15 protein-coding genes are annotated in these 13851 nt (G+C 26.3%); 11 read left to right on the top strand and 4 right to left on the bottom strand.

Annotation, left to right across the window (positions count from 1 at the left end; all coding sequences use genetic code 11):
- Positions 1–6: 6 nt before the first annotated feature.
- The gene (locus ASUIS_RS10030; protein ID WP_118886997.1) at positions 7–1500 is read right to left on the bottom strand and encodes a PLP-dependent transferase; all 1494 of its coding nucleotides are present in this window, start codon (positions 1498–1500) and stop codon (positions 7–9) included.
- 10 nt (positions 1501–1510) lie between these two features.
- Positions 1511–2662, bottom strand: a complete 1152-nt coding sequence (locus tag ASUIS_RS10025) for a trans-sulfuration enzyme family protein (protein WP_118886996.1) — start codon at positions 2660–2662, stop codon at positions 1511–1513.
- Positions 2663–2782: 120 nt separating this feature from the next.
- On the opposite strand from ASUIS_RS10025, the gene ASUIS_RS13730 reads away from it, so the two are divergent.
- Genes ASUIS_RS13730 through ASUIS_RS10000 form a run of 7 tightly spaced genes read left to right on the top strand, consistent with a single transcriptional unit; the run spans position 2783 to position 7440 of the window.
- Positions 2783–2950, top strand: a complete 168-nt coding sequence (locus tag ASUIS_RS13730) for an entericidin EcnAB (protein WP_192894490.1) — start codon at positions 2783–2785, stop codon at positions 2948–2950.
- 40 nt (positions 2951–2990) lie between these two features.
- On the top strand, positions 2991–3224 hold the full coding sequence (locus ASUIS_RS10020) for an acyl carrier protein (RefSeq protein WP_118886995.1): 234 nt from the start codon (positions 2991–2993) through the stop codon (positions 3222–3224).
- Complete coding sequence (locus tag ASUIS_RS10015; protein ID WP_118886994.1) at positions 3217–4356, top strand: D-alanyl-lipoteichoic acid biosynthesis protein DltD; 1140 nt, start codon at positions 3217–3219, stop codon at positions 4354–4356. Before ASUIS_RS10020 ends, ASUIS_RS10015 begins: the two co-directional genes overlap by 8 nt.
- Before the next feature lies 1 nt (position 4357).
- Positions 4358–4498 (top strand): hypothetical protein, encoded by a 141-nt coding sequence (locus ASUIS_RS13725; RefSeq protein ID WP_192894489.1) that lies wholly within the window; start codon positions 4358–4360, stop codon positions 4496–4498.
- Positions 4498–5634 carry an MBOAT family O-acyltransferase gene (locus ASUIS_RS10010; RefSeq protein ID WP_118886993.1) on the top strand — a complete coding sequence of 379 codons (1137 nt, stop codon included), beginning with the start codon at positions 4498–4500 and terminating at the stop codon, positions 5632–5634. Before ASUIS_RS13725 ends, ASUIS_RS10010 begins: the two co-directional genes overlap by 1 nt.
- Complete coding sequence (locus ASUIS_RS10005) at positions 5631–7067, top strand: AMP-binding protein (RefSeq protein ID WP_118886992.1); 1437 nt, start codon at positions 5631–5633, stop codon at positions 7065–7067. Before ASUIS_RS10010 ends, ASUIS_RS10005 begins: the two co-directional genes overlap by 4 nt.
- A gap of 13 nt (positions 7068–7080) precedes the next feature.
- The gene (locus tag ASUIS_RS10000) at positions 7081–7440 is read left to right on the top strand and encodes a hypothetical protein (RefSeq protein ID WP_226799889.1); all 360 of its coding nucleotides are present in this window, start codon (positions 7081–7083) and stop codon (positions 7438–7440) included.
- A 17-nt stretch (positions 7441–7457) separates the two neighbouring features.
- On the opposite strand, the gene ASUIS_RS09995 is transcribed toward ASUIS_RS10000, so the two are convergent.
- Positions 7458–7988, bottom strand: coding sequence for a YaeQ family protein (locus ASUIS_RS09995; protein ID WP_118886991.1), 531 nt, complete (start codon positions 7986–7988; stop codon positions 7458–7460).
- A 223-nt stretch (positions 7989–8211) separates the two neighbouring features.
- Between ASUIS_RS09995 and ASUIS_RS09990 the strand changes: the two genes are divergently transcribed.
- Positions 8212–9999 (top strand): KUP/HAK/KT family potassium transporter, encoded by a 1788-nt coding sequence (locus tag ASUIS_RS09990; RefSeq protein WP_118886990.1) that lies wholly within the window; start codon positions 8212–8214, stop codon positions 9997–9999.
- 41 nt (positions 10000–10040) lie between these two features.
- Here ASUIS_RS09990 and ASUIS_RS09985 read toward each other — a convergent pair whose 3' ends face one another.
- A complete protein-coding gene (locus ASUIS_RS09985; RefSeq protein ID WP_204513395.1) occupies positions 10041–10739 on the bottom strand; it encodes a DUF1003 domain-containing protein in 699 nt (232 codons plus the stop codon).
- A 172-nt stretch (positions 10740–10911) separates the two neighbouring features.
- Between ASUIS_RS09985 and ASUIS_RS09980 the strand changes: the two genes are divergently transcribed.
- The 3 genes from ASUIS_RS09980 to ccoN all read left to right on the top strand — a co-directional run bounded on the left by ASUIS_RS09980 (position 10912) and on the right by ccoN (position 13851).
- Positions 10912–11262, top strand: coding sequence for a hypothetical protein (locus ASUIS_RS09980; RefSeq protein WP_118886988.1), 351 nt, complete (start codon positions 10912–10914; stop codon positions 11260–11262).
- Between the two features lie 260 nt (positions 11263–11522).
- Positions 11523–12191: a hypothetical protein gene (locus tag ASUIS_RS09975; RefSeq protein WP_118886987.1), complete on the top strand. Its 669-nt coding sequence runs from the start codon at positions 11523–11525 to the stop codon at positions 12189–12191.
- 193 nt (positions 12192–12384) lie between these two features.
- Entirely contained in the window at positions 12385–13851 is a 1467-nt protein-coding gene (ccoN, locus tag ASUIS_RS09970; protein ID WP_118886986.1) for a cytochrome-c oxidase, cbb3-type subunit I, read from the top strand.

Genomic DNA, 13851 nt, shown 5'->3' with positions numbered 1-13851 from the left:
TTAAAGCTAATTTAATCTTTCAAACTCTTTTATAATATCTTCTATATTTTCAACTCCCACAGAAATACGAAGAAGATTTATTGGAAGTCCAATCTTTTTTAAAAAATCATTTCCATCTTTTGAAGTTACTAAATCATAATGAGCTAAATAAGTATATGGCATTAAAAGTGTAAATTCAGTTCCAAGACTTGGTCCTTTTGCAAAATTTAGTTTGTCATAAACTTCTTTGAAATCTTTTTTAAAAGTAACGGAGATTATTCCAGTTAAAGAATTTTCATCAATCATTAGTTTTTTATAATTTGAAGCATATTTAGAACTTAAACAATAAAAAATTTCATCAATAAATGAAGCTTTTTGGAAATATTCAACTAAAGCTTTTGTATTTTTTGAGATGGTTTTTATTCTATTTTTATAGTTTTTTATCTGGAAAGCTAATCTTTGAATATCTTTTATATATGGCTCATCTGCGTGTTTGAAGAATTCTTGGGAAATCATAGATATTTTAGAGTTTTCATTTAAAATAATTGTTCCCATCAAAATATCAGCATTACCACAAGCAAATTTTGTTAAAGATTCCACATAAATATCTGCGTAAGGTTTTAAGTCTAGATTAAATGGTGTTGCAAAAGTTGCATCTATTACTAAAACAATATTATATTTTAAACAAAGATTTTTTAATCTAGGTAAATCTACAGTTTGGAGTAGGGGATTTGTTGGGATTTCTGTAACAATAGCTGAAATAGTATGACCATTGATTTTTAGATAATCTTCAAGTAAATCCAAATCAGTTATATCATAAAAGATTTTATTTTCTTCAAAATAGTGTTCAACTATATTCATAGTATCAAGATATAACCAACCAAGTTGGATTAATTTATTTTTTCCATTTTGATTTTGAATAGTTTTTAAACCTCTTAAGGCACAATAAACAGCATTCATTCCAGATGGAGTTAAACAGATGTTTTTTGTTGGTTGATTATAAGCAATTGCTAAATTTGAAATTAAAATCTCTTTTGCAAGAGTTTTATCTTCGAGTTCTTCTTTATGTTTTTCTTTTAAAATTCCTACTTCAAATAAATAATCTTCTGCTAATCTTGAAGATAAGTTATATCCAACATGTTGAATAAATTTTAAAACTTTATTTAGTTGCGTGGTTCCATTTTGAACTAAAATAACTCCAAAAGGTTCATTTATTTCTATTTTATTATGAATAAAATATTTATTACTTACAACTTCAACAGCTTTTTGTGAGCTTAATAAAACTACTTCATAAGCATCACTTATCTTGTATTTTTCTTTTATATGAATTGAAAGAAGTTTCAAATATGGATGCATAACAAACCTTGGATATGCACTTTTTATTTTTTCTAAAATTTGTGGTGTTTGTTCTTCATAATCTATCACATCTTGTAAAAAAGGCATTGATACAGAAACGGCGTGTATATTATTTAAAGGTAGCGTTTGACCACAAGGAATAAAATTAAAAATACTTTCTTTCATTTTTTGTTTTCTACTTTACAGCTTGTTCTATATCTTTTATTAAATCTTCTACACTTTCTAATCCTATAGAAAATCTAACTGTACTATCACTTATTCCAATTGCAGCTAATTCTTCTTTTGAAAAAGATGCGTGAGATATTTTTGCTGGAATTTCAACTCTACTATCAGGACTTCCAAAAGAGCATTTTTCACCAAATATTTTTGTATTTTCTATAAATTTTTCAGCTAATTCAACGCTTGTAAAATCAACACAAAAAACACCAGGAATATATTTCATCTGTTTTTTAGCTAACTCATATTGAGGATGAGATTCTAATGCTGGATGAGTTACACTTTTTATGTAAGATTGTTTTTCTAAATATTTTGCGATAAAAATAGAGTTTTTTTCATGTTCAATCATTCTAATTTTTAAAGTTGGAATTCCAAGACTTATTAAAAATACATCCATTGGATTTTGACTTCTTCCGTGGGCATTTGCATAATAATGAATTTGTTGTGATAACTCTTTTGTTGCGGCAACAATTGCACCAGCCACAACACTTCCATGACCTGAAATATATTTAGTAGTTGAAAATAAAGAAAAATCAGCCCCTAAATCTAACGGTTTTTGAGAAATAAAAGTAGCAAGTGAATTATCAACAGCAAATAAAGCATTATATTTGTGAGAAAGATTTGCAACAGCTTCTAAATCAATTATTTTAAGTCCAGGATTTGTTGGGCTTTCACATAAAACTAAATCAATTTGATTTATTGTCAAAATATGTTCTAACATTTCAAAATCTAAAAAATTTGCAAAATGAACAGTAATATTGTATTTTTCTTTAAAAATTTTTAAAAGTCTAAATGTTCCACCGTAACAATCAGCTTCTACAAGTATGTGAGAGTTTGCTTTTAAAACAGTTTCAAATAAAAGTGATACACAAGCAATTCCTGTATGTGTACAAACACAACCAGCTCCATTTTCAACATGAGTGAAAAGATTTTCTAAAACTTCTCTTGTTGGATTGTCACTTCTTGTGTAATCATAAATCTTATCGCCAGTTTGTTTTTTTAAATCAAAAGTTCCAGTATTATATATTGGAAAATGTGAAGCACCCGTGATATCATCAAAAGGTGCAAATTTTGAAATATGGCATAAAGATGTCTCTATTTGTTCACTCATACTTGTCCTAAATTTTTTTTGGAATTGTATCTAAAATCATATTAATAGAATCTCCAAAATACTTAATGAAATTTATGCTATAACTTCACTTGCAATTTAATTTTTTAGGAGTATTAAGTAATGATAAAATTTACTTTATTAATTATTCTTATAATTTTATTTCAAGGGTGTGCAACTTGGACTGGAATTAAAAAAGATAGCAAAGATGCATGGGAAGTTACAAAAGATACGTCAGGTAAAGCCTACGACTCAACTAAAAAAGCTATTCATGAAGCAACAGAAGATTAAGATTTTATATGCTAAACTTAAAAAATAATAGGGAAAAACAATGGATATAATTGAAAGAATAAAACCACTAGTAGAAGAAATAATATTTAAAGAAGTTGGAAATGACGAACCTTTATATACTTCAAATTTGATTGATAGTATGGGAACAGTTGATTTAGCAATGATGTTAGAAGAAGAATTTAATATAAAAATTGATGTTAGAGATATTATTGAAAGCAATTTTGATAGTATAAATAAGTTAGCTGCTTATATAAAAAGTAGGGTAAGTGAATAAACTTTTTATAAACATTCTCTCTTTTGTTTTTGCATTAGTAGTGGTTATATCACTACTTTATGTTAGTAAAAATGAAATTTTAAACTATTATGCTAAACCTTTACAAGATTCATTACAAAAAACTATTAGTTTGCAAAATGATTTAGAAAGTGGCAAAATAGTAGTATTTGGCTCTTCTGAATTAGTAATAAATCCTAATCAAAAATTTTTACCTCAAAATTATTTTAATAATGATTTAAAATTACCATTAAGAATTCAAGGAAATGAAGGTCAACAAACCTTTGCAATTATGTCTCAATTAGCTGCTTATCATGGTGAGCTTATAAAAGAAAATGGAAAAGTTGTGATTCTTTTATCTCCTAGTTGGTTTACTGGAAGTTATAATAATGGAACAACAATACCTAAATTTTTAGAATTTATGTATCCTGGAATGATGAACAAACTCTATTTTCAAAGTGAAATAGATGATAGTTATAAAATCCTGATTAACAATTATGTTAAAAAAAATATAACTTATATTAAAAATCCAAATTTTATTTATGAATACTCTTTTAATGAATTAGAAGAAGATTATTTGAATAACGAAGTAAAAAAGTTTTTAATTAAAAGTTTTGACAATAGAGATATTAATCCTCCAATAGTTACTTATAAAAATCCAATGCTTGATTATGCAAGTTTGAAAATAGAAGCAAATAAAATTGCAACTCCTTCAACAAATAATAGTTTTGGAATTGGTAATGAATATTTTACAAAACATATCGAACCTTCAATTACAAAAGGAGATTTTCCTTACACTATAATTGTTCCTTCAGAACTTGATAAAAACCAAGAGTATCAAGATTTATTAGTATTACTTGAATTATTAAAAAGTTATAAAATTAAACCACTTTTTGTAATGCAAGATTTACATCCTTATGTATTTGCAAAAAATAGGGATGAAATGACAGCAATTATAACAACAATAAAATCTAAAATACAAGAGAATAGTTATGGATATTTAGATATGTGGACGTATAAAAAAGAAGATTATGAAATAGGAACTTTAACTGATATTGTTCATTCTGGTGAATTAGGTTGGGTTAAAATTAATCAAAAAATTATTGAACATTTTATGCCTAAAGAAGGAAATTAAAATGAAATATTTTTTTAGAACTTTTTTAATATATTTGTTATTGATTATTGGATTTTCATTTATTATAATTGATCAAAACATAGATGATTTAAGTGGACAAGAGGTTGAATCAACTGTAGAATTTGTATATGAGGCTTTTTGATGGGAAATATGTTACCTTTTTCTGGACTTGATTTTTTTATTTTGATTTTTGGCTTTATTTTATTTTTACATGTTTTTAAAAATATTTTAAAAACAGTTATCTCTTATAAAATGATATTATTTGTATCAATTATTTTATATATATCTTTTTTTATACCACATGCGCAAAAAATTCTATTTTTTCTTATTTATGTTTATGTTGTATATTGGATTTATGTCTCAAATAAATACCAAGAAACACTTTTTCCTATGATTATTATTGCTTTACCTATGATATTACATAAATTTGATATAGACCCAATATTTAAAGTTATTGGTATTTCATACATCACATTTAGAACTATTCAAGCAATAGTAGATAGTCATAATTATGGAAAATTATCTTTTATAGAGTTTACTTCATTTTTATTATTTCCAACAACATTATTAGCAGGTCCAATTGATAGATCATACCGATTTCAAGAAGATTTACAAAAAGGTTATGAAAATTTAACTTTAAGTAATATTGGAAAAGGCTGGGATATTTTAATCGTTGGAGTTTTATTTAAATTTATTTTTGCAGAATTTGTAAATAAATTTTGGCTTTCAACTATTGATGAAAATAGTATAGTGATTTTAGATATGGTAAATAGTGCTTATGCTTATACTACATATCTGTTTTTTGATTTTGCTGGATATAGTGCGATGGCTGTTGGTTTGAGTATTATGATGGGAATATTTGTTCCTATGAACTTTAATCATCCTTATTTAGCTGCTAATCCACAAGACTTTTGGAGAAGATTTCATATTACTTTAGGTTCTTGGTTGACAGATTATTTCTTCAAACCTTTATATAAATATTTACATAATTTTAATATTTTAAAAGGAAGAAGATTATTAATTCAAAATCTTGCAATCATAGCTACATTTTTACTTATGGGAATGTGGAATGGTTTTACGTGGTATTTTATTTTTAGTGGATTTTTATTTGGAATTTTTTCAGCTATTCACAATATTTATGTTGTATATGTTAAAAAAGGTGGATATGATTATTTTACAATTTTTCCCAATATTATAGCTTTGAATTTAAAACGATTTTTGATGTTAAATGGTGCAGTATTAGCACTTTATTTTTTTAGTGGGAGAGTTCCAATATGAGATTTGATTTACAATTATTAGATTTTGTTGAGTGTGACAAAGATTCTGAAAAACTGGCTATTAGTGCTAGTGATAAAGATTTAACTTGGAATGAATTTAAAATTGAAGTTGAAAAACTGAAAATTGAACTTTCTCAATATAACCTTCCAAAAGGGCATCCCGTAGTTATTTACGGACATAAAGAAGCTAAATTTATAGTTAGTATGACAGCTTGTATGAGTTTAGGTTTACCATATATTCCAGTTGATACTATTTATCCAAAAGAAAGACTTAATAAAATAGTAAATATTGTGGGTTCAGCAGTTGTGATTTCTACTATTGAAGATAAAATAGAGATAAATACAAATAATTTAAATACAAATTATCATTTAGATGACCCGATTATTTATATAATATTTACTTCTGGAAGTACCGGAGAACCAAAAGGTGTTCAAATTACTAGAGATTCTATATTAGACTTTAAAGAGTGGTTAGAATCAGATTTTAAATTCTCAAATGAAAATATTTTTATGAATCAAGCACCTTTTAGTTTTGATTTATCTGTATATGAATTGGTTGGATTTTTATTATTTGGTGGAACAATAGTTTTAAATAGTAGAGAGCTTTTAGAAAATCATATTGAATATTTTGAAAGATTAAAAAAATATGCTTGTAATATTTGGGTTTCAACTCCATCTTTTATTAGTAAATATTTACTTTCAGGTGAGTTTGTAAGCAATGAAATAAAAAGTTTAAATACTTTTCTTTTCTGTGGAGAAGTATTACCTGCAATGACTGTAAAAAGAATTAAAAATAACTTCCCAGATTCTAAGGTTCTTAATACTTATGGTCCCACAGAAGCTACTGTTGCTACAACATTAATAGAAATTACTCCTGAAATAGTTGAGAAGTATTCTAAAAGTTTACCAGTTGGGTATGTAAAAGAGAATACAACAATAAATCTGTTAGATATTGATAGCGAAAATGTTGGAGAAATAGAAATTGTTGGAGATAATGTTTCTATTGGATATTTTAAAAATGAAGAATTAAACAAACAAAAGTTTGAATCAAAATATGAAAAAAGAAGTTTTAGAACTGGCGATTTCGGATATTTTGAAGATAATATGTTGTTTTTTGCAAATAGAAAAGATGAATTAATAAAACTTCATGGCTTTAGAATTGAATTAGGTGAAATAGATAAAGAGTTTACTAACAACAAAGAAGTAAATGAAGCTATAACTATTCCTTTAAAAAGAGGTTCTGAAGTTGTAAAATTAATCACTTTTATAATTTCTAACAAAAATATTAATATCAATGATTTAAAAGAAGAAATATCAGTTGTACTTCCTTATTATATGGTACCTTCTGATATAGTAGTTCTAGAAAAATTCCCATATAATTCGAATCATAAAATTGATAAAAATGAATTAATTAATATATATAAAAGTTTATAAAAAAGGATAAATAGTGAATAAAGTTGTAATAAAACCAAAAGAAATGAGAAAATTCAGTTTATATTGTCCTTTTACAAATGAAAAATTAGACAATGAAGATAACTCTTTTGAGATATATGAAGGTGCTGGAAAGTACCTGTTTTCATTATGTGAAGATTGTTTATTTTGTGATGTTGGAAATAATGATGAACTTGAAAAATACTGGAAAACTTCTGCTAGTGAAGCAGTTGAAAAATTTGTTGAAAATTATCCAGATAAAAATATTTTAGTAATTGAGATATTAATTGGTAATGAAAGTTATTTTTATGGTTTTTTAAATGAAAATAATCTTGAACTAAGCAATGAAGAAATAGAAAAAAGATTTATAAAATAGAAATAAGATAAATTATCTTATTTCCATATTTTTTGGCTAATTATCACACTTTTGTCATCTTTAATTAAAGTAAGTTCTTCATCGCTAATATTGCATTGTAAAACCATACTTCTTTTTACTAACTCTTCTATATCATCTTCAAAATCAAGATGAATTACTGATAGATTTTTAAATCGGTTAATACTATTTTCTAATTGTTTAAACCAAGGTGAAGCCATATTTTCTTGGTAGGTATAAATAATAACTTTATCTGAACGCCCACAAGCTTTTTTAATTCGTTTTTCATCTGGTTGCCCTAAATCAATCCATAATTTGATACTTCCATCTAAATCTTTTTCCCATAAATCAGGTTCATCATCTTCTGATATTCCTTTACAAAAAACTAAATCCTCATTAGCATTTAAAATAAATGCAACAACTCGTGCCATTAATCGTAGCTCTGTCTCAGATGGATGTAGTGCAAGGGTTAAATTATGTTCATTGTAGTAGTTTGTATCCATATTTGCTATGTTTAAAAGTGCTTTGTGTATTGTTGCTTTCGTAGCCATTTGATTCCTTGTTTTATTGTTGGTGAATTATAGCACCTTCAACTCTAGATGCTTAGTAAATTCTCGAATTTGAAATAATCTCTTTATAAAATCTTTATATATATCAATCTTTATTTATATTTTACCTATGCCAAACAATATATACTCGTAATATTATTTCAAAACGAAGGTTATTTTTATGAATAAAACCAATTCATTTATTGAATTTTAAAAAAAAGAGTTTATGGTTATCAAAGCACTAGGTGTTGTATATGGAGATATTGGAACAAGTCCAATATATACATTTGCTGTAGTTTTTTTGGTTGCAATGCCAACTGTTGAAAATATTTTTGGATTATTGTCACTTTTTATATGGACACTTACGATTCTTGTAACGATTCAATATGCTTGGTTAGCTACAAGTCTTTCAAAAAGAGGAGAAGGTGGTACGATAGTTTTATTACAAATAATACTTAGTAAAATAAAAAATGCAAAACAAATAGCCATAATAACAATTTTAAGTTTTATTGGTTTTTCTTTGATGATTGGTGATGCGGTAATTACTCCTGCAATTAGTATTCTAAGTGCTGTTGAAGGAATAGCTTTGATTCCAGGTTTTGAAGGAACATCTCGGGAAGTACTTTTAATTATAGCTTCGTTAATAGCAATTTGTTTATTTATTGTTCAAAAAAAAGGTGTAGAAAAAGTAGCAAGTGCATTTGGTCCAATAATGATTATTTGGTTTTTGACAATAGGTGGAGTAGGTTTATATTTCACTATTCAAAATCCTAGTGTACTTCTTGCTCTTTTTCCAACTTATGCAATTAATTTTATAATTGAAAATCCTTTTTTAACATTTCTTGTTTTAGCAGATGTAATACTTGTTGCAACAGGTGGTGAGGCATTATATGCAGATATGGGACATTTAGGTAGGCTTCCTATACTAAAAGGTTGGTTATTTGTTTTTATTGCTTTAGCTCTTTGTTATTTTGGACAAGGTGCTTTTGTTATAGCAAATTCAGCTTCTGCAACAAGTCCATTGTTTGAGATGATAAAATCAGTATCTCCAAACATATATGTAGGTTTTGTAATATTAGCAATATTAGCAACAATTATTGCATCTCAAGCCATGATTAGTGGTATCTTTTCAGTTTTATATCAAGCAATGACAACAAAAATTTTTCCTCATTTGAAAGTAAACTATACTTCAAATGAACTTCGTTCTCAAATATATATTGGTGTTGTAAATTGGACTTTATTATTGTGTGTACTTTGTGCATTGTTTCTTTTTAGAGAATCATCAAAACTTGCATCAGCTTATGGTCTTGCAGTTTCTGGAGCAATGACACTTACTGCTCTTTTAATGATTATTATTTTTCTAAAACAAGAAAATTATATTAAAACAGCTTTTGCCATATTATCACTTATTGTAAGTGGTATATTTTTTATATCTTGTACGCTTAAAATCCCACATGGTGGATATTGGTCATTAATTATGAGTATGGTTCCTTTGACAATAGTTTTAATATATACAAAAGGACAAGAGAAATTATATCAAGCTTTAAAAATTGTATCAAAAGATGAATTTTTAGAACAATTTAAAAAAACTTATAAACAAACAAATCCTATCTCAGGAGTAGGGATGTTTTTTGCAAGAAGACAAGACACAATACCAACATATATAGCAAAAACAATGTTTGAAAATAATATTATATATGAGCGTAATATTATTGCGACAGTTAAAACAATGAACGAACCACATGGTATTAGTTCAGAATTAGAAGTAATTCAAGAAGGAATAGAACTGTTAAATATAAAAGTTGGATATATGGAAATGCTTGATGTTGAAGATGTTTTAGCAAGTAAAAATATTGATGCAAAAACTATATTTTATGGACAAGAAGAAATTATTGCAACAAATCCAATCTGGATATTTTTTGCCAGTATGAAGAATCTTGCACCATCATTTGTAAGTTTTTATAAATTTCCACATGATAGATTACTTGGTGTTACTAGAAGAGTTGAGTTATAAATATAAATTTATAACTCAACTAATGCAGATGTAGAGTTAAATTATTTTGTTTTTCGTCGTAACTCTTCTAAAAGGTCAATTTGAATTCCTTGAATTTGAGCTAATCTTTCCCATTGATGTGAAAGAAGATGATCCATTTTTTCATGAAGTTGTCTAATCTCAAGTTCTGCTTTCAAATTAACTTGATAATCGTATTGTGACCTTAATCTATCTTTTGCTTCTTGTCTATTTTGACTCATCATAATTATTGGTGCTTGAATTGCAGCAAGACAAGAAAGTAATAAATTTAATAAAATAAATGGATATGGATCGGCAGGTTTCCAATATACAGCCACAGAATTAATAGTTATCCAAACAACTAAGAATCCAGCAAAAAATCCCATAAATGCCCAACTTCCACCAAATGTTGCAATTTTATCAGCAACTCTCTCTCCTAATGTCCATTCATGATCTGATGCTGTATCAGCTGAAGTTATCGAAATAAGTTCGTGCTGTTGCATAGTTTCTAATACTTGATGTTCAAGAGTACTTAATTCACCTTTTTCTGATTCAAGTAACATATGAACATATTTATTTTGATAAAAATGCAAATCATCTCTACAAATTTCTGATGATTCATTCCAATCTGTAATATCTTTTTGTATTAGTTTAGAAATTCCTTCTCGAATAATATCAGAATGAATAATCTCATTACTTTTGAAATTTTTATGACAAACTGAGCACTTATGTAATTTTTCCAAAGTTATCCTTTTTTATTCATTTTTTACAATTTGTATCATAACTAAGGTTTACAAAAAATAGAGATAGATATTTAAATGTGAAAAATATCTTTTGTTTTAATAAAGTTATTATAATTAAAAACCTAATATTCTGGGAATATTTTAACTTACTTTTATTTTTTCAGGAGAAAAATTGGAAAATAAATCTTTTCAAATTGATTCAAATATAATACCAAATAAAAAAAGAAATAATAAATCAATAAATAAAAATACTAATTCAAAAAAAGAAAAAAAAAGTAGTAAAAACAACTTTTTTATAGTTTTTTTGTCTGTTATTTTATTGTGTATAGGATTAATATTTTGGATAAAGAAAAATAATGAAATAGTAATAAAAGATTTTTTTGATGGAAAACTTGTAGTTTGTAAAGATAGATTAGTTTCAAAAGAGTTGAATTATATATACAATAAAAATGAAAATGCTTTTATAAATAAAAAAGAAGGCTTGTTTTTCAGTGTTTATTACTGTTCAGATTATGTTAACTAATATTTTATATGCACGGTCAAAAGTTGTTCTAAGACCTACATAATTGATAGTATTAAATGCTCATTTATTATACATCTAATTAAACCTATAGAAAAATTATAAAAATCAGTACAACAACATCAAGAAACTCAAAATGATGCTAAATTAAATATTAAATCTTCAAGAAAATGAATAAGCCACTATAAGAACACCAATTGTAAATAAAATATCTAAATTTTTAGTTAGCGTGCAATATTATATATTTTATTAAGGAAGATAAAATGAGAATAAATAATATTAAAAGTAATTTACAATTTTATTTAATGACAACAGGAAAAACATTAAAAGACTTAAAAGTAGAAGTTATACTAATATTTTGTTTAAAGCTTATTCGTGAATATATTCAAAGTGAAGATAATAAAATAGATTTCGGATATAGTTGTTATATGACAAATGAAGAACAAAATTTAATATATACAAAGTTAAAAGAACTCGAGAGTTCTTTATTAAAGCATATATTTACGATAGAAGAAATATATAAAATCATAATTGATAAAAGTTCAAAAGAAAGTATAATTAAAGCAATAGTTATGGAACCTAGACTATATTTTTATGATGTAATAGTTAAAAGATTTATTAGTAAAATGAATTTATTTTCTGATAATGGTAAAAATTATTATATACCAGAAATGTTAGCATTATATTTAATTATTGATATGAAAGAAAAAGGTTACAGTTTTAAAGATTTTAGATTTATTGAAGAATTTGATTTCTTAAATTTAATTGAAATATATAATAAAATTAATCTTCAGATAAAAAAAATGAATGATATTAAAATAAATACTCCTTTAATGAATCAAACAACTATAAGTAAGATGCAACACCTATCATTATATTTAACTAATGTGTTAGCAGAAGCAAAATATATTAATAAGCAGAATAAAGTGTAACCTTTCTGTTAATTTTTTTGATTTATAGATGATGATTTTAATATTTATTAAAGATTTAATGTACCACTAAATGAACACCAAAATCATATAAACTAAACCATAAGTAAAGAATTGTTTGAATTAATTTGCATCTAACAAGAATGTAAATGCAATTTTACAATTATACTTATATATAATTAAGAGGAGAAAATTGATGCAAAACGGTGCACAAATTGAGTACGATTACTCAGTTGCAAAAGCTTTTAGTATTGTCGCAATTTTGTTTGGTATCATAGGTATGACTATCGGTGTTGTACTTGCGTTTCAATTGGCGTTTCCACAGTTAAATCATTTAGCTGGAGAATATGGTACATTTAGTAGATTAAGACCAATTCATACAAATGGTGTTACATTTGGTTTTACACTAAGTGGAGTATTTGCAGCGTGGTATTATATTTCGCAAAGAGTATTAAAAGTTTCATTAAAAGAGTCACCTTTTTTAATGGCAATTGCTAAGATACATTTTGTTTTATATTTTATTACAATTCTTTTAGCTGTTGTTACACTTTTTATGGGTATTACAACTTCAAAAGAGTATGCTGAGTTAGAGTGGCCATTAGACATTTTAGTTGTTGTATGGTGGGTTTTATGGGGTATTTCAATTTTTGGATTAATTGGAATTAGAAGAGAAAGAACTCTTTATATTTCATTATGGTATTTCATTGCTACATTTATCGCAGTTGCAATGTTATATTTATTCAATAATATGGAAGTTCCAACAGCTTTAGTATCTGGTTATGGTTCATGGATTCACTCTGTTTCTATGTATTCAGGTACAAATGATGCACTAGTTCAATGGTGGTATGGACACAATGCTGTTGCCTTTGTATTTACTGTACCAATTATTGCTATGATTTATTATTTCTTACCAAAAGAGTCAGGACAGAATGTTTATTCTTATAAACTTTCTATTTTAGCATTCTGGGGATTATTGTTTGTTTATTTATGGGCTGGTGGACACCATCTTATTTATGCAACTGTTCCAGATTGGATGCAAACTATGGGTTCTGTAATGTCAGTTGTTTTAATTTTACCATCATGGGGATCAGCTATTAATATGCTTTTAACAATGAAGGGCGAGTGGCAACAATTACAAACAAATACACTAATCAAATTTATGGTATTAGCTTCAACTTTCTATATGTTATCAACAATTGAAGGACCAATTCAAGCTATTAAATCTGTAAATGCTATCGCACACTTTACTGACTGGATTCCAGGACACGTACATGATGGTGTTTTAGGATGGGTTGTATTTATGATTATGGCTGCATTGTTCCATATGGTTCCAAGAATGTATAAAAGAGAAATTTACTCTAAATCATTAATGGATACACAATTCTGGTTACAAACTACAGGTATCGTTTTATACTTTACTTCTATGTGGATTGCAGGTATTACACAAGGTATGATGTGGAGAGCATATGATGAATATGGTTCTTTAGTATATTCATTTATTGATACAGTAACTGTATTACATCCATACTATACAATTAGAGCAGTTGGTGGGTTATTATACCTAATTGGATTCTTTATGTTCGCATATAATATTTATAAAACTATTAGATGTGGAAGAGTACTTGATAAAGAACCAGTAAATGCTACACCAGTAGCTGCGTAA

It is taken from the genome of Arcobacter suis CECT 7833 (assembly GCF_003544815.1).
Lineage (GTDB): Bacteria > Campylobacterota > Campylobacteria > Campylobacterales > Arcobacteraceae > Aliarcobacter > Aliarcobacter suis.
Note: the sequence above shows the minus strand (reverse complement) of the source record. Positions and strands in the feature narration are given on the sequence as shown.